The organism is Haloferax sulfurifontis (genome assembly GCF_014635105.1).
Classification (GTDB): domain Archaea; phylum Halobacteriota; class Halobacteria; order Halobacteriales; family Haloferacaceae; genus Haloferax; species Haloferax denitrificans.
In genome coordinates, this window is sequence record NZ_BMCI01000003.1 from 245,843 (window position 1) to 260,936 (window position 15,094).

Below are 15,094 nucleotides of genomic sequence, written 5' to 3' on the forward strand. Positions count from 1 at the left end.
CTCCCGCCGACGGTTTCTCGTTTTTCCCCCGCCCGTCAGCGGCGGCGCTCCATCCCCCGATGAAAATTAACTCGAACGTGAACAAACGAAAACGTGCAGAATCGAAACTCACTTCCCATACATTATTAGTCTCGCAGTCGTTGACGAAACCGAGGTGAACGCATAATGCCGTTCTACGGCGGGGAGGAACTCGCCACAGTGTACGACGAGGCGCTCGACGAAGGATTCGGCCTCATCGCGAGTAACATCGCGGAGCCGAACATTATGATGGGTCTCATGGAGGGAGCCGACCGGATGGACTCGGACCTCCTGTTGCAGATGAGCGGCGGGGCCTGTCGGTTCGCGGGCGACGGCGACGCCGTCGCGGGCCTGAAAGCCATGGGGAACTACATCGAGACCATCGCCGAGCGGTACGACATCGGCGTCTTCCTCAACATGGACCACCAGACGGACCTCGAGTTCATCGAGAAACAGATCGAACTCGACATCCCGTCGTCCATCATGATCGACGCCTCCCACGAGCCGTTCGACGAGAACGTCGCGACGAGCCGCGAGGTCGTCGAGATGGTCGACGCCGCGGACTCCGACGTCCTCATCGAGGCCGAACTCGGCCAGATAAAGGGCGTCGAAGACGAAATCGAGGCCGAAGAGGCGTTCTACACGGACCCCGAGCAGGCCGTCGAGTTCGTCGAGAAGACGGGCGCGGACCTGCTCGCCATCTCCGTCGGCACGCAACACGGCGTCGCCAAGGGCAAGGACCTCGAACTCCGTCCGGACCTCGCCAACGACATCCGGCAGGCCCTGCGCGACCACGGCCTCGACACGCCGCTCGTCCTCCACGGCTCCTCGGGCGTCCAGCCCGACCAACTGCAGGAGATGCTCAAACACGGCATCTGCAAGGTCAACAAGGACACCCGCTACCAGTACGAGTACACGCGCACCGCCTACGACCGCTACACCGAGGAACCGAACGCCATCGTCCCGCCCGAGGGCGTCGCGGACGCCCGCGACACGTTCTTCAACGAGACCGACTGGTCGCCGAACAAGGACGTGTTCGACCCCCGCGTCGCCGGCCGCGACATCCGCGAGCGCATCGCCGACGTGCACGCCGACCTGACCGAGGTCTCCGGTAGCGCCGGCCAGTCGCTGTTCAAGTAACGCCGCGCGGGCGGTGGCACGTTCACCGTCGAGCGCTCGTCGCGTCCGCACTCGAACCGACACCGGCCGTCGTCTCCACCCGGCACACCGCCGGTTTTTCGTTTCGATACGTGTCCCGCCCAGCGGCGGCGCTCTCGGTGCTCGGTGGCAGTCGAATCCGCCGCCCCACGTCGCTTAAGGTGTCACGCGGCGTGGGTGTAGGTATGCCGCAGATTCACCTCGACGACGAGACGGTCGCCCGACTCGACGCGCTCCGCGAGGAAGACGAGGAGTACGACGAACTCATCAACGAACTGATGAACATCTACGAGGCGAGCGAGCGAACGCTGTTCCACGCCGGCGACGAGTACTGAGACGCCGGGCGCGAACGCAACCGCCGGAACGCCCCGGCTATTCGAGGTAGCTGACCCGGACCTGATTCCACTTGCCCTTCTTTTCGAGGTGGTCTTGGAGTTCGTCGGCGTACGCCTGCGTGAGTCGCTCTGCGGCCTCCAGTTTCTCCTGTTCGCCCTTCTTTCCGCCGCCGCTCATCCCGAGTGCGCCCTTGATGGAGTCGACGATGCCGCCGGCGGACGAGGAGTCGTCTCCGCCGCCGCCCATCCCGCCCATCTGACTGCGGATGTTGTCGAGTTCGGGGATAATCTGCGGGACCTTCTCCGTGTCGGCGACGATGCGCGCCGCCTCGGGGTCGTCCGCGTTCTCGATTTCGAACTCGGTCGCCGTCATGATGAGACCCCACTCCTGACTGTTGAACCGGGAGTTCATCACCTGCTCGTTGAACTCGCGGTCCACCGTCATCCGGTCGCCGACGATGCTGTCGGTCCAGTGTGCCATGTGCACACGTCGTCGGCGGGTCGGTATCAGAGTTGCGGGGCCGACCGACCGTCGGCGGCGCGTCTCTCCGCCGGCGAGACGCCGCGGGGGAACCGGCACCCATGCGGGTTTAATGCGGTTGGGTGACGACCCCGAGTCATGGAGCGGTACGACCTCCTGTACAGACTGTACGGGAACTTCGACGCGGACGCGGTCCGGGACGCACAGGACTTCGTCGACCTCTTGCCGCCGCTCGGCTCGCCGGTGGCGCTGTCGCACTGGCAGGCGGTCGACGACGAACTCACGGCGAAGAAAGACCGCATTCGCCGCGCGCTTTCGGACGGCGACCGCTACGCCGAACTCGCCGCGCGCGCGACGCGTGACCAGGCCTTCACGGCCCTCGACCTCTACACGAAGTACGGGCGAGAAGTGAACGCGCTCGTCCTCGACGTGGACGAGACGCTTCGCTCCGCGGGGCAGACGGACAACGAGATTCCTCGCGAGGTGCTCCACCTCCTCACCCGGTTCCACGAGCGGGACGTTCCCATCGTCATCTGCACCGGCCAGACCTTAGAGAACGTCAAGGGGTTCGCCATTCAGGGGCTGGGCAACGAACTCGTTCACTCGGGTGACGTGAGCATCGTCTACGAGGCCGGCACCGGCGTCTTCACGCCCGGTCACGGCTCGGACACGAAGCGCCTCCTCTACGAGACGCTCGACGACTCGGTGCAGTCGGTGTTCGAGTCGGTCCGCGGGCGCGTCATCCGCGACCTCCCCGACGCGCTCCGCGGTGGCGTTCACCTGCAGGGCAACGAGTTCAACGTCACGCTCAAACCGAACTTCGAGACCGGGAGCGACGACGCCGAGGCGGTCATCGACGGCGCGCTCGTCTACCTGCTTGACCTCCTCGGCGAGGCGCTCACCGACGACCCCGCCGGCCCCGACTGGGCGCGGGCGTACTTCGCGGCGCGCGACCCGGAGATACGCGACGTGCTCGACGACCGCGACGGGCTTCCCGAGTCGGAGGCGGAGATTCCCGAGGACGTCGAACGGACCCTCGAACGCGTGACGGTCGCGTACTACCACGCCGACGCCGCGGAACTCTCCGCGGTGGACCTGAACAAGGCGGCGGGGGTCCGCGCCGCGCTCGACGTGCTCGGGGTGGACGACCCGTTCGTCCTCGTGATGGGCGATTCGAAGTCCGACCTCGACGTGATGCAGTGGGCCGCGGAAAACGAGTGCGGGCTCGCGGCGGCTCCGGAACACTCCTCGCCGGGCGTGCTCGACCACGTCCGCGAGACCGACGAACTGGTGTTTCCCCGCGGCGATGCCGCGTCGGTGCTCCGGACGGCCTACGCCCTCAATCTCTTGGTCGACTGAGCGGGCCGCGTCGTCGCGGTGCCCGGTCGCTACAGCTGAGCAAGGCGAGTGTTTCGGGGGTGACTCCGAGGCGGCTCAGACCGTGCACATCCCGATGTCGCCACCCGAGTCGTCGCCGGTGTCGTCGGTGTTCGAGTCGTCGCCGGTGTCGTCGGTGTTCGAGTCGTCCGAAGACGAGTCATCGGTGCTGTCGTCGGTCGAGTCGTCTGCACTATCGTCGGTCGAGTCGCCCGCGCTGTCGTCGGTCGAATCGTCCGAAGACGAGTCGTCCGCGCTGTTGTCAGTCGAGGAGTCGTCACTCGAATCATCTGAAGACGAGTCGTCCGCGCTGTTGTCAGTCGAGGAGTCGTCACTCGAATCGTCCGAAGACGAGTCGTCGTCATTGTAGTTCGAGACGCCGACCGGGCTCCCGCGCGGTCTGGTCGTCCTCGTCGCCGAGTCGGTGTCGTTGTCGCCGGTCTCGACCGTCTCGAACGTCCCGCTCTCGCTTTCGCTCTCGTTTGCGGTGCCGTCGTCGCCCGAGTCGTCGGCCCCGTCGTCGCCGGCGACGACGGGTTCGGCTTCGATTCCGGGGTCGGGGTCCTCGGGCGGCGCGTCGTCCGCGTCGGGGCCGGCCACGTCGGCGCCGATGCTTCTGTCGGCGTCGTCGACCGGCGCGGGCGTCTCGGGCGTATTCACGCCGCCGGAGAGGAGCGCGAACGCGACGATGATGAGGACGACGACGCCGACGCCGAGCTGGCCGAGATTCATCGCCTGACCTCCCGGTGGTCGGAGTCGGTTCTCGGGGTTGGTACATCGGTGGGGGTCAGAGACATGGTTCGACCTGTTATTTGCGTTCCGAGGGCTTCGTTACGAATCGTCTACCGCTCGGCGTCGCGCTCCGAAATTTCCCCGGTAGAGAGCGCCCCGGACCGCGGAGGAACTGCTCGAATCCATCACCGGATGCGAACATTCGCGTTCCTAACCCGTGTTAATCCGCGAATACCACGCCAATCTGAGGGTCTATTTTCGACAGACACTCACCGTGAACAGAATGTCCGGAAATCCTGTGGTTATCGTCGGGCTACGTGGTGTCGAACTCGGGTCGAAAGACGCCGCGTCTCGGGGCCTCCGGCTCTGTAGTTATCTTCTCGGAGCGCGTACAGTCACTGAATGACCGCCTCCATCGACAGAATCATCTCGCGCGTCTCGCGCTGGCCCGGCGTCGAGACAGCGCCGCACCGCTTCGGAGGGACCGAGTTCGTCGTCGCCGGCAGGGAAATCGCCCACGTCCACGACGCCGGCGTCGTCGACCTCGCGCTCACGAGGCGCGTCCGCGACGTGCTTCTCACCGACGGGCTCGCGGACCCGCACCACGTCCTGCCCGACTCCGCGTGGGTGACCTACCGCGTCAGAAGCGGTGCCGACGTCCCCGACGCGATGCGTCTGCTCAGACTCGCGTATCTCTGGCGGCTCCTCGCGGTCCGCCGCCGCGGAATCGACCCCGACCCCGAGGCGGACCCCGACACCGACCTCCGCCGCCTCGGTCTCCCCGCCGACCTCGACGCGCTCGTCCGCGAGACGTTCCGCGACTCCCTCGACCGACGCGCGCCGGTCTGACTTCGCTCCCGGTCCCCCGAGTCACGAGCGGAGACATGTCTCGGTCGGAAAAACTTTACTAACGTCCGAGTAAACCACTCTGCATGGGTAAGAACTACGCGGATTTACACGATCCGAACGCGGAGTACACGATGCGAGAGCTGTCGGCGGAGACGATGGGCGTGACGGCCAAGCGCGGCGGCGGCCGCGACGTCGAAATCACCGACGTGCAGACGACGATGATCGACGGCAACTTCCCGTGGACGCTCGTCCGCATCTACACCGACGCGGGCGTCGTCGGCACCGGCGAGGCCTACTGGGGCGCGGGCGTTCCCGAACTCATCGAGCGCATGAAGCCGTTCGTCATCGGCGAGAACCCCCTCGACATCGACCGCCTGTACGAGCATCTCATCCAAAAGATGTCCGGTGAGGGCTCCGTCGAGGGCGTCACGGTCACCGCCATCGCGGGCATCGAAATCGCGCTTCACGACCTCGCGGGCAAGATTCTCGACATCCCGGCCTACCAGCTTCTCGGCGGGAAGTACCGCGACAAGGTGCGAGTCTACTGCGACTGCCACACCGAAGAGGAGGCCGACCCCGAGGCGTGCGCCGACGAGGCAGAGCGCGTGGTCGACGAACTCGGCTACGACGCCCTCAAATTCGACCTCGACGTGCCGTCGGGCTTCGAGAAGGACCGCGCGAACCGCCACCTGCGGCCCGGCGAGATTCGGCACAAGGCCGAAATCGTCGAGAAGGTGACAGAGCGCGTCAAGGACAAGGCGGACGTGGCGTTCGACTGCCACTGGACGTTCTCGGGCGGGAGCGCAAAGCGCCTTGCGGCCGAGTTGGAAGACTACGACGTGTGGTGGCTCGAAGACCCCGTGCCGCCGGAGAACCTCGAGGTGCAGGAAGAGGTCACGAAGTCGACGCTCACGCCCATCACGGTCGGCGAGAACCGCTACCGCGTGACGGAGCTTCGCCGGCTCATCGAGAATCAGGCCGTGGACATCGTCGCGCCGGACATGCCGAAGGTCGGTGGGATGCGCGAGACGCAGAAGATCGCGGACGTGGCGAACCAGTACTACGTGCCGGTCGCGATGCACAACGTGTCGTCGCCGGTGGCGACGATGGCGTCGGCGCACGTCGGGACGGCGATTCCGAACTCGCTGGCGGTCGAATACCACTCCTACGAGCTGGGCTGGTGGGGCGACCTCGTCGAGGAGACGGTCATCGAGGACGGCTACATCGAGATTCCGGAGAAGCCGGGCCTCGGCGTGACGCTGGACATGGACACCGTCGAAGAACACATGGTCGACGGCGAGACGCTGTTTGACGAGGCGTAAGCCGAACCGAAACCACAGCAGGACTCACGGACCCGCGTTTCCATTTTTCCGACCTCGCACGCGGAGCCGTCGGCTCGTCTCCTCACCTCTCGCCGACCAGTCGAACGCCGGCGGAGGGACGGCAGGCGAACACGTCGGCGTCGGGGCCGACGCGCTCGGGGGCGGCGGCTCGAATCGCGCGCGCGGCTTGGTCGAGCGCGTCGCCGTCGACTAACGCGACCGCGCTTCCGCCGAAGCCGCCGCCGGTCATCCGCGCGCCGTAGACGCCCGGCGTCTCGGCGGCGAGTTCGACCGCCGCGTCGAGCTCCGGACAGCTCACCTCGTAGTCGTCGCGCAGGCTGTCGTGGGCCGCGAGCATCGCGTCGCCGACGCGGTCGAGGTCGCCAGCGACGAGCGCGTCGCGGGCGCGTCGGACGCGCTCGTTTTCCGTCACGACGTGCCGAACGCGGCGGTAGTGAACCGGGTCCAGCGCGTCTGCGTGGGCGTCGAGGAGGGCGCGGTCCACGTCGCGCAGGGAGTCGAGGTCGCGGTCGGCGCGCTCGCGCAGGCGGTCGAGCGCCGCCTCGCACTCGCGGACGCGGTCGTTGTAGCCCGATTCGGTCAGTTCGTGGGAGACGCCGGTGTCGATGACGAGCACGCCGACGCCGTCGCCGAGGGGGACCGACTCGGTCTCGCGGCTCCGGCAGTCGAGAAAGAGCGCCGAGTCGGCCTCGCACAGCGCGGCCGAAAACTGGTCGAGGATGCCGCACTCGACGCCGACGCCCTCGCGTTCGGCCCGCCAGCACGCCAGCGCGAGGTCGGCGGCGGGGCGGTCGCGCCCGGCGACCGCAAGGAGCGCGCGACCGACGGAGAGTTCGAGCGCGGCCGACGAGGAGAGTCCCGCGCCCGTGGGCACGTCGGATGCGATGGCGAGGTCCGCGCCGCCGATTGGGTCGTCCTCGCGGAGGACGCGCGCGACCGCGGCGACGTAGGCCGCCCACCCGTCGGGGTCGTCGTCGGGGGCGAGCTCGGCCGTCTCGTCGAAGTCGGCGGCGCGGACGCGGAGTCGGTCGTCGCTTCTCGGGCGGGCCGCGACCGCGACGTGGCGGTCGACGGCCATCGGGAGGCAGAGGCCGTCGTTGTAGTCGGTGTGGCCGCCGACGAGGTTCACGCGGCCGGGAGCGACGGCGACCGCCGGGGCCGTGCTCGCAGGTGCGTCTGCGGTCGACGCCGAGCTGTCGCCCTCGACCCGGAGCGACGCGAGCGCGGCGTGCGCGCGCTCCACCGGGGTCGAGGCCGTCGGGGCCGCGTCGTCGGTATCGTCTCCCCCGGTCATTCGTGGCCGCTCCCGTGCGGTTCCTCGTCGCTCGCCGCGGCGTCGTCGCCGTCGCCCGCAACCGCGTCGCCGCCGAGTCGCCGGGCTATCTGCCGACCCAGTTCGCGCGGGTTCGCCTCGGTCACGCGGAGGTCGTCGCCGACCGCGACCCGGCCGGGCGAAAGCACGTCCGCGCAGATGCCGCCGCGGGACTCGCGGAGGGCGTCGCCCACGTCGTCGCCGACGAGGTCCGCGAGGTGCGCGCAGGGCGGCCTGAGCTTCGTGCCGCGAAGTTCGGCCCCGCCGAGTTCGAACGTCGCGTCGAGCAGACCGGCGAGGTCGACGCCGCGGACGACGACGTTCCGGCGGTGCCGGCCGCCAGCGAGGTCGAGGTCGTACTCGCGCGCCGCGTCGTCCAGCACCGCGGCGTCGACGAGCGTCACCGGACAGCCGTCGGTCGCCGAGTAGAAGCCGTCGCCGTCGGCGTAGCGGTCGCCCTCGATGCCGCCTGGCGCGACCGAGACGGCCTCGTGGGAGGCCATCGGCTCGGCCTTCGACGGCGCGGTGTACAGCGCCTCGACGCGCCCGCGAACCTCGGAAGTCATACCTCCGGCTACCACTCGGGGACACGAATAGATTGGGTCGGCGGCGCGGGGCTGGGCAGTGCGGGGCGGGCCGGTCGTCGCGGCGGCGACTCAGCAGAGCGGCTTCGGGTCGACGCCGAGTTCGGCGAGGCCGTCGGCGTAGTCGTCGTACGCCAGTTGGACGACGTACTCTGCGACCATCCGGGCGCGCTCCCAGTCGGCGTCGGTCGCACAGCGGTCGTCGAGGAGGTCGAGACCGGCCGACAGCGTCTCTTCGGTCTCGGCTTTCAACTCGCGGAAGAGGTCGGCGCGGGGCTCGTCGGCCTCGTTGACGAAGAAGCCGATGACCTGCGTGTGAGTGCGAATCGAGACGAGGCCGCGGCCGACCATCCCGGCGGCGGCGCGCTCGATAGCGACCTCGCGCCCGCGGAGGTACGCGTGCATCACGCCGGGTTCGTCGGGAAGGTCGATGTCCTCGCCGAGGGCGTCGAGGACGCGGTCGAGATGTTCGGCCTCTCGGGTCGCGGTGGCCTCGAAGGCGGCTCTCGCTTCGGCGTCGGCCTCGTCTGCGGCCCACGCCGCGAACGTCCCGCGGGCCGCGTGCTCGGAGTACGCGGCGGCGCGGAGCACCGCCGGTTCGGAGAGGTCCGCCTCGGTCAGCGCCAACAGGAGCTTCGACGAGCCGAGCCGGTCGAGTTGGGTTCGCTTCGCCGTCTCGACTGACTCGCGGAACGAATCGGCGTCCATGCCGGATATCGGCTCGCCAGTCACCTGAACGTTCGGACCGGTCGGCGAATGTGGGATTCTCACGGCAATCAATCCCGGTATCATTCGTGATATTCCGCGGAGAGGGTTGAAATACCGGTGTCCGTTGAAGAAAGTATATGGCAGACTCCTCGGGGCAAGTCGACGCCGGCGCGCGAGCGCGCGTCGACGGAGACGCACTTCTCTCGCAGTTGGATATCGATGCGGCGGAAATCGACCGACGGAAATCGTTCGTTCGGCTCTCGGAGGGAGACGAACGTCGCCTGCGCGACCTCGAACCGCTCTTGGACGAGTTTGCGGACGAGTTCGCGGCGGAGTTCTACGACCACCTCGGCGAGCACGCGACGGGGAAGTTCTTCGGTCGCTCGACGAAGACGACCGAGATGTTACAGGCCGACCAGGCCACGTATCTCCGCGAACTCGGCCGCGGCGAGTACGACGGGGACTACTTCGCCAAGCGGGCGCGCATCGGGAAGTTACACGATATGATAGACCTCGGGCCGAAGTTCTACCTCGGCGCGTACTCGGTCTACTACGAGGGCATTCTCGGTGCCGTCGCGGACGAGGTGAAAGCCGAGTTCACCGGCGGCGACACGGCAGGGAGCGATGCCGACACCGAGTTCGACGCCGACGGCAACCGTGGCGGCCTCTTTTCGGGACTTCTCGGCGGCGTGTCCGGCGTTTCGGGCGGGCTCGGCGGCGGCGACGACCGGGTCGAAGCCGCCGTCGACGAGGTCGTCGCGCGCGTCCTCCCCGTGTTGAAGCTCCTGTCTCTCGACCAGCAGGTGGCGATGGAGACGTACATCCACTCGTACAGTCAGGCGGCGCGCGAGGCCGCCGAGCGTCGGCGCGCCCTCGCCAACGAGGTCGAAGCCGACGTGAGCGCCCCCGTCGAGTCGCTCCTGCGGAGCTCCGAGGAGGTCACGGAGCGAACCGACGACATCGAGGCCACGGCGCAGGCGCAGGCCGACGACATGGCGACCGTCGCCGCCGAGGTGTCCGAGATGAGCGCGACCGTCGAGGAGATCGCGGCGACCGCAGAGGAGGTTGAGCGGACCAGCGCCGACGCCGCCATGCGCGCCGCCGAGGGCGAGGACGCGGCCGACGAGGCCATCGACGTGATGCGCGACGTGAGCGAGGCCGCGGAGACGGCCTCCGAGGACGTCCAGCGACTCCACGACCAGATCGCGGAGATAGACGAGGTGCTCGACGCCATCAACGACATCGCCGAACAGACGAACCTGCTCGCGCTCAACGCCTCCATCGAGGCCGCCCGCGCCGGCGACGCGGGCGAGGGATTCGCCGTCGTCGCCAGCGAGGTGAAGAACCTCGCCGAGGAGTCGCAGGCCCGCGCCGCCGAGGTCGAAGGCACGGTGGGACACATCCAGACCGAGGCGCAGGAGACTATCGACAGCCTCTCGCAGACGACCGGGCGACTGTACGACGGCATCGACCGCGGCGAGGACGTGATGCGGAGCCTCTCCGACATCTCGGCGGCGGTCGAACAGGCCACCGTCGGCGTCGGCGAAGTCGCCTCGGCGACCGACGACCAGGCCGCGAGCGCCGAGCAAATCGCCGGCATGGTCGACGACGCGACCGCCCGCGCGACCACCGTGTCGGACCAAATCGGCGATATCGCCGACGCCAACCGCTCGCAGACCGAGCAGGTGCTCTCGATTCGCGACGCCGCCGAACGCCTCGTAGGCGGCGAGACGGGCGGCGTTGGCGGGTCGAACGCCTCACCGGAACCGGGCTCCGACGCCCCGTCCGCCGGTGGGGTCGACGGCCCGCCGGGCGACGTCGTCGACGAGTTCGACTTCGACGAACCGCCGTCACGCCGTCTCAGTAACGACGGCGGAACGACCGAGTAGCGAACGCTTCGCTCTCTTTTCGGCCCGCGGAGCGTTCTTCCGCCCGGCGCGCGTATCGTGTGCGTATGACTCCCGAGGAACTGGCGGCCCGACTCGCCCGCGGCGACCCCACGACGGTGCTCGACGTGCGCGACCGCGACGAGTTCGAGACGTGGCGCGTCGACGGCGCGGCCGTGACCGCGACGCAGATTCCGGCGATTCGCTTCACGCAGGCCGAGATTCGCGGCACGGTCGACGAACTCGCGGCCGAGTTCCGAGACGCGCCCTCGCCGGTGGTCGTCGTCTGCGCGGAGGGTCGGTCGAGCGCGCACGTCGCCGACCTGCTCTCCGAGGCCGGCGTCCCCGCCGAGAACCTCGAAACCGGCACGGACGGCTGGGCGCGCGTCTACCGCGCCCGCGAACTCTCGGTCGGGAACGCGGACGCGACGGTCCTCCAGTACGACCGCCCCTCCAGCGGCTGTCTCGCCTATCTGGTCGTCGTCGGCGACGAGGCCGTGGTCATCGACCCCCTTCGGGCGTTCGCGGACCGATACGTCGCAGACGCCCGCGAGCGCGGCGCGGACGTCGTCGCCGTCGTCGACACCCACGTCCACGCCGACCACGTCAGCGGCGTCAGAGCGGTCGCAGAGCGCGCTGACGCGACCGCCGTCTTCCCGGCGGGCGCGACCGACCGCGGCCTCGACTTCGACGCGCGACTCGTCGCGGACGGCGAGCCCGTCGGCGTCGGCGACGCGGAACTCGTCGCCGTCCACGCGCCGGGACACACGACCGAGATGACCGCGTTCCGCCTCGGCGACCTGCTCGTTGCGGGCGACAGCCTCTTTTTAGAGAGCGTCGCCCGCCCGGACCTCGAAGACGGCGACGAGGGCGCGACCGACGCCGCGAGACGGCTCCACGCGACGCTCACGGAACGGTTCGGCGCGTTCGCGGACGACACGCTGGTCGCGCCAGCCCACCGCGGCCCCCGGACGGTCCCCGGCGACGACGGCGCGTACGTCGCCGAACTCGGCGCGCTTCGGGAGCGACTCGCGGCGCTCGCGATGGACGAGTCGGCGTTCGTCTCGTTCGTCTGCTCGGATATGCCGCCGCGGCCGGCCAACTACGAGCGAATCATCGAGACGAACCTCGGGCGCGACTCGCTGACCGACGAGGAGGCGTTCGACGTCGAGTTGGGGCCGAACAACTGCGCGGCGACGAGCGAGGCGTGAGACGCGGTCCGCGGGCAGATTGCGGGCCGAGCGAGTACGTCGGACCAGCGCGTCGGCTCGGCGACTCGGTACGAAGCGGAGAACGCGGGCCGGCGGACCGGCCCCGGTGAGTACCCGTCGTCAGTCGTCGTCTGCGGCGGTGCCGGCGGCCGCGGCGTCGCCCTCGATGCTCGGCGGGTAGGCGCCGCGGTCGAGTTTGAGGTCGCTCTGCGGGCGGGCCATGCAGGTGAGCGCGAAGCGCTCGGCCTCCTCGTCGGTCAGCCCGCGGGCGGCGGGCTGGGTGACGTCGCCTTCGAGAATCTCGGCGGAGCAGGCGAGGCACATCCCGACGCGGCAGGAGTACTCCTGTGCGATGCCCTCCTCGATGCAGGCCTTGAGAATGGTCTGCTTGTCGGAGACGGTGATGGTCTCGCCCGTGCCGACGAACTCGACGGTGTACTCGGTCATACCGCGGCGTATGCGCGACCGCACCAAAACTGTTTATCAAAGCCGCGGCGACCCCGTCGCCGACCGCGACGACACGCGGTTCGGACTACTCCTCAGCCTCGGCGTCGGCGTCCGCGCTCTCGTCGGCGTCCGCCTCGTCCTCGTCTTCGTCGTCCAGTCGGATGGTGAGCACCGGCACCGGCGAGGTGCGGACGACGCGTTCGGTGACGCTCCCGAGGAGGTAGTGGCTCAGGCCCGTGCGCCCGTGGGTGCCCATGACGACGAGGTCGATGTCGTGGTCGTCGATGTACTTCCGGATGGAGCGGTAGGCGGTCCCGGTGACGACCTCCGCCTGCACGTCGATGCCGACCTCGTCGGCGGCCTCGCGGACGTGTCGGGTCGCGGCGTCGCCCTCCCGTTCGAGGGCGTCGATGACCACGTCCGCGCCGGCGTCGAGAGAGGTGTAGATGCTGGTGTCGACGACGTACAGCGCGTGAATCCGCGCGTCGTACGTCTCCGCGATGTCGAGGGCGTGGTCGATGGCGCGTTCGGCGGCCTTGCTTCCGTCGGTGGGGACGAGGATTTCGCTGTACATGACGGATTATACTTAGTTCGGAACGCGGTTAATACTACTCCTCGTTCCCGTCGCCTCGGAACGACAGGACGGCTTCCTCGCACGTCTGCAGTCCGTCGATTCGCTCGGTCTCGCCGTCGAGTGCGACCGTCTCGACGACCGACCAGCCGGCGTCGTCCTCGTAGGCGACGCCTTTGACCCACGCGTCGGTGGCGAAAAGCAGGCTTCGGGCGGGGCCGTCGTCCTCGACGGCGACGACGAGGTCGAACGCGTCCGCGCGATTCAGCGACGTCAGCTCCTGCGGTTCGAGGGGCCGAGGGGGTAGCGACTCGATGAGCGACATATCGGAGTGCTACCGGTCGGCGGGGATGACGCTTTCGAAGGGGCGGGCCGGGGGGCCTCCGCGAGTCGTAACCTTTCTGCCGTCCGGCGCGTCACGTCACCTCATGACCCCCTCCCGCGCCGGACGGCGTCCCGACCGGACGACGCTCGCCGTCGTCGCGCTCGCGGCCGCGGCGCTCGTCGTCCGCCTCGTCGGCCTCGGCGACCGGCCGCTCCACTGGGACGAGGCCCGCGTCGGCTACTGGAGCCTCCGGTCGCTCGAAACCGGCTTCCTCTCGTATCGCCCCGTCGCCGGCGGGCCGCTGGTCTACCACCTCTCGCGGCCGTCGCTCGCGCTCGTCGGCGCGACCGACTTCGCGCTCCGCCTCCCCTTTGCCCTGTTCGGCGCGGCGCTCCCGCTCGCCGCGCTCCTCTTCCGCGGCCGCCTCGCCGCCGACGAGACCCTCGGGTTCGCGGCCGTCCTCGCGGCGAATCCGATCCTCGTCTACTACGGGCGGTTCGCCCGCGGCGACGTGCTCGCGGTCGGCTTCGCGCTCGTCGCCTTCGGCTTCGCGCTCCGCCTCGTCGACGGCGCGGGGCGGCGCAACGCCTACGGACTCGCCGCGGCCGTCGCGCTCGCGGTCGCCTCGTCGGGGCTCGGCGTCGTCGCCCTCTGCTGTCTCGGCGTCGCCGGACTGCTGGTGTTCGACCACGCGGCGCTCCTCCCGTCGGCGCGCCCGGCCGCGATGCGCCTCGGCGAGTACGCCGCCCGACTCCGCGGCGCGGCGACCCCCGCGGCTCGCTCGGCCCTCGTCTTCGTCGCGGTCTACGTCTTCGCCTTCGCGCCGCGGGCGGGCGACACCGACGGCGCGGGTCTCTACACGCCGGGGACGGTGCTCGGCGCAATCGACGCGGCGCTTTTCGACTCGGTCCGTCGCTTCGTCGGCGTCCGCGTCGTCGACCGCTACCCCGAGGGGACCCACGAGTACCTCCCCTATCTCGGCGACCTCCTCGGCGCGCTCGCGCTGGCGGCGCTCCCGGTCGTCGTCCTCGGTGCGGCGGTCTTCCTCGTCGACCGCTACACGGCCGGCGGGCCGCGCTCGGAGGTGTCGGCGGCGGTCTACTGGGCCGGCGCGTCGCTGGCGTTCGTCCCCATGCTGACCGAGGTGTCCGCGCCGTGGCTCGGCGTCTACGTCGTCGTCCCGCTCGCGCTCCCGGCGGGCGTCGGCCTCGCGGCGCTCGTCCGCTGGGGCCGTCGCGCCTTCGACTCACGGGACGTGCCCCGCGTCGCGGCCGCGGTCGTCGTCCTGCTCGCGCTCGTCGCCCAGACCGGCGCGGTGGCGTCGAGCGAGGTGTACGCCCCGAGCGACCGCGACGCCGAACTCGCGCAGTTCGCCCAGCCGTCGGAGGAGTTCTCGTCGTTCCGCGACAACCTCTCGGCGTGGGTCGGACCGACCGACGACGACGCCCCGGAGGTGCTCTACTACGGGAGTTCGATGTACGTCGCCGACGGCGCGGCCGACTACCCGCCGGTCCCCGAGGCGTGGGGCGAGCGGCTCCCGATGGCGTGGTACGTCGAGCGACTCGGGGCCGACTCGACATCGGCGGCGACGCCCGAGGCGCTCGAAGCCCGGTCGTCGGTTCCGCCGGTGGTCATCGCGCCCGCCGACGAGCGCGGGACGGTCGCGCCGCTCCTCGACGGCTACGTCGCACACCAGTACGACACCGGCCTCTGGGGGCGGTCGGTCGTGGTGTTCGTGAAAAACTGAAACTGCGCGT

The 15,094-nt window shown here is 69.4% G+C and carries 16 protein-coding genes; 8 read left to right on the top strand and 8 right to left on the bottom strand.

Features of this window, described 5'->3' with window-relative positions:
• Positions 1 to 165 precede the first annotated feature (165 nt).
• The gene (gene fba, locus IEV64_RS09525) at positions 166 to 1,158 is read left to right on the top strand and encodes a class II fructose-bisphosphate aldolase (RefSeq protein WP_007273702.1); all 993 of its coding nucleotides are present in this window, start codon (positions 166 to 168) and stop codon (positions 1,156 to 1,158) included.
• A 203-nt stretch (positions 1,159 to 1,361) separates the two neighbouring features.
• Entirely contained in the window at positions 1,362 to 1,511 is a 150-nt protein-coding gene (locus IEV64_RS09530) for a DUF7557 family protein (protein ID WP_004970780.1), read from the top strand.
• A 37-nt stretch (positions 1,512 to 1,548) separates the two neighbouring features.
• On the opposite strand, the gene IEV64_RS09535 is transcribed toward IEV64_RS09530, so the two are convergent.
• Positions 1,549 to 1,992, bottom strand: a complete 444-nt coding sequence (locus IEV64_RS09535) for a DUF5799 family protein (RefSeq protein ID WP_007273703.1) — start codon at positions 1,990 to 1,992, stop codon at positions 1,549 to 1,551.
• A gap of 138 nt (positions 1,993 to 2,130) precedes the next feature.
• Here IEV64_RS09535 and IEV64_RS09540 point away from each other — a divergent pair, with 138 nt between their 5' ends.
• Complete coding sequence (locus tag IEV64_RS09540) at positions 2,131 to 3,351, top strand: HAD family hydrolase (protein ID WP_007273704.1); 1,221 nt, start codon at positions 2,131 to 2,133, stop codon at positions 3,349 to 3,351.
• Between the two features lie 75 nt (positions 3,352 to 3,426).
• Here the strand turns inward: IEV64_RS09540 and IEV64_RS09545 are convergent, their stop codons facing one another.
• Complete coding sequence (locus tag IEV64_RS09545) at positions 3,427 to 4,101, bottom strand: hypothetical protein (RefSeq protein ID WP_188423745.1); 675 nt, start codon at positions 4,099 to 4,101, stop codon at positions 3,427 to 3,429.
• A gap of 402 nt (positions 4,102 to 4,503) precedes the next feature.
• On the opposite strand from IEV64_RS09545, the gene IEV64_RS09550 reads away from it, so the two are divergent.
• Positions 4,504 to 4,950, top strand: coding sequence for a luciferase domain-containing protein (locus IEV64_RS09550; RefSeq protein WP_007273706.1), 447 nt, complete (start codon positions 4,504 to 4,506; stop codon positions 4,948 to 4,950).
• Positions 4,951 to 5,033: 83 nt separating this feature from the next.
• Positions 5,034 to 6,272: a mandelate racemase/muconate lactonizing enzyme family protein gene (locus IEV64_RS09555; protein ID WP_007273707.1), complete on the top strand. Its 1,239-nt coding sequence runs from the start codon at positions 5,034 to 5,036 to the stop codon at positions 6,270 to 6,272.
• Between the two features lie 82 nt (positions 6,273 to 6,354).
• On the opposite strand, the gene galK is transcribed toward IEV64_RS09555, so the two are convergent.
• From galK to IEV64_RS09570, 3 genes are all read right to left on the bottom strand, one after another.
• Positions 6,355 to 7,587: a galactokinase gene (gene galK, locus IEV64_RS09560; protein ID WP_188423746.1), complete on the bottom strand. Its 1,233-nt coding sequence runs from the start codon at positions 7,585 to 7,587 to the stop codon at positions 6,355 to 6,357.
• Positions 7,584 to 8,171 (bottom strand): MOSC domain-containing protein, encoded by a 588-nt coding sequence (locus tag IEV64_RS09565; protein WP_188423747.1) that lies wholly within the window; start codon positions 8,169 to 8,171, stop codon positions 7,584 to 7,586. Before IEV64_RS09565 ends, galK begins: the two co-directional genes overlap by 4 nt.
• A gap of 90 nt (positions 8,172 to 8,261) precedes the next feature.
• Positions 8,262 to 8,897 (bottom strand): rubrerythrin family protein, encoded by a 636-nt coding sequence (locus IEV64_RS09570; protein ID WP_188423748.1) that lies wholly within the window; start codon positions 8,895 to 8,897, stop codon positions 8,262 to 8,264.
• A 137-nt stretch (positions 8,898 to 9,034) separates the two neighbouring features.
• On the opposite strand from IEV64_RS09570, the gene IEV64_RS09575 reads away from it, so the two are divergent.
• Entirely contained in the window at positions 9,035 to 10,786 is a 1,752-nt protein-coding gene (locus IEV64_RS09575) for a globin-coupled sensor protein (protein ID WP_188423749.1), read from the top strand.
• Positions 10,787 to 10,851: 65 nt separating this feature from the next.
• Complete coding sequence (locus IEV64_RS09580) at positions 10,852 to 11,994, top strand: MBL fold metallo-hydrolase (protein WP_188423750.1); 1,143 nt, start codon at positions 10,852 to 10,854, stop codon at positions 11,992 to 11,994.
• Between the two features lie 120 nt (positions 11,995 to 12,114).
• Here the strand turns inward: IEV64_RS09580 and IEV64_RS09585 are convergent, their stop codons facing one another.
• The 3 genes from IEV64_RS09585 to IEV64_RS09595 form a co-directional block, all read right to left on the bottom strand.
• Positions 12,115 to 12,441, bottom strand: coding sequence for a 2Fe-2S iron-sulfur cluster-binding protein (locus IEV64_RS09585; RefSeq protein ID WP_188423751.1), 327 nt, complete (start codon positions 12,439 to 12,441; stop codon positions 12,115 to 12,117).
• 85 nt (positions 12,442 to 12,526) lie between these two features.
• Positions 12,527 to 13,015, bottom strand: coding sequence for a universal stress protein (locus IEV64_RS09590; RefSeq protein ID WP_188423752.1), 489 nt, complete (start codon positions 13,013 to 13,015; stop codon positions 12,527 to 12,529).
• Positions 13,016 to 13,049: 34 nt separating this feature from the next.
• Positions 13,050 to 13,337 carry a DUF7964 domain-containing protein gene (locus IEV64_RS09595; protein ID WP_007273714.1) on the bottom strand — a complete coding sequence of 96 codons (288 nt, stop codon included), beginning with the start codon at positions 13,335 to 13,337 and terminating at the stop codon, positions 13,050 to 13,052.
• A gap of 103 nt (positions 13,338 to 13,440) precedes the next feature.
• Between IEV64_RS09595 and IEV64_RS09600 the strand changes: the two genes are divergently transcribed.
• Positions 13,441 to 15,084, top strand: coding sequence for a flippase activity-associated protein Agl23 (locus tag IEV64_RS09600; protein WP_188423753.1), 1,644 nt, complete (start codon positions 13,441 to 13,443; stop codon positions 15,082 to 15,084).
• Positions 15,085 to 15,094: the final 10 nt, after the last annotated feature.

Coding starts and splice junctions, on each gene's coding strand:
- IEV64_RS09600 (WP_188423753.1), top strand. CDS start 13,441: ATGACCCCCTCCCGCGCCGGACGGCGTCCCGACCGGACGACGCTCGCC.
- IEV64_RS09585 (WP_188423751.1), bottom strand. CDS start 12,441: ATGACCGAGTACACCGTCGAGTTCGTCGGCACGGGCGAGACCATCACC.
- IEV64_RS09540 (WP_007273704.1), top strand. CDS start 2,131: ATGGAGCGGTACGACCTCCTGTACAGACTGTACGGGAACTTCGACGCG.
- IEV64_RS09570 (WP_188423748.1), bottom strand. CDS start 8,897: ATGGACGCCGATTCGTTCCGCGAGTCAGTCGAGACGGCGAAGCGAACC.
- fba (WP_007273702.1), top strand. CDS start 166: ATGCCGTTCTACGGCGGGGAGGAACTCGCCACAGTGTACGACGAGGCG.
- IEV64_RS09535 (WP_007273703.1), bottom strand. CDS start 1,992: ATGGCACACTGGACCGACAGCATCGTCGGCGACCGGATGACGGTGGAC.
- IEV64_RS09545 (WP_188423745.1), bottom strand. CDS start 4,101: ATGAATCTCGGCCAGCTCGGCGTCGGCGTCGTCGTCCTCATCATCGTC.
- IEV64_RS09590 (WP_188423752.1), bottom strand. CDS start 13,015: ATGTACAGCGAAATCCTCGTCCCCACCGACGGAAGCAAGGCCGCCGAA.
- IEV64_RS09550 (WP_007273706.1), top strand. CDS start 4,504: ATGACCGCCTCCATCGACAGAATCATCTCGCGCGTCTCGCGCTGGCCC.
- IEV64_RS09565 (WP_188423747.1), bottom strand. CDS start 8,171: ATGACTTCCGAGGTTCGCGGGCGCGTCGAGGCGCTGTACACCGCGCCG.
- galK (WP_188423746.1), bottom strand. CDS start 7,587: ATGACCGGGGGAGACGATACCGACGACGCGGCCCCGACGGCCTCGACC.
- IEV64_RS09580 (WP_188423750.1), top strand. CDS start 10,852: ATGACTCCCGAGGAACTGGCGGCCCGACTCGCCCGCGGCGACCCCACG.
- IEV64_RS09595 (WP_007273714.1), bottom strand. CDS start 13,337: ATGTCGCTCATCGAGTCGCTACCCCCTCGGCCCCTCGAACCGCAGGAG.
- IEV64_RS09530 (WP_004970780.1), top strand. CDS start 1,362: ATGCCGCAGATTCACCTCGACGACGAGACGGTCGCCCGACTCGACGCG.
- IEV64_RS09575 (WP_188423749.1), top strand. CDS start 9,035: ATGGCAGACTCCTCGGGGCAAGTCGACGCCGGCGCGCGAGCGCGCGTC.
- IEV64_RS09555 (WP_007273707.1), top strand. CDS start 5,034: ATGGGTAAGAACTACGCGGATTTACACGATCCGAACGCGGAGTACACG.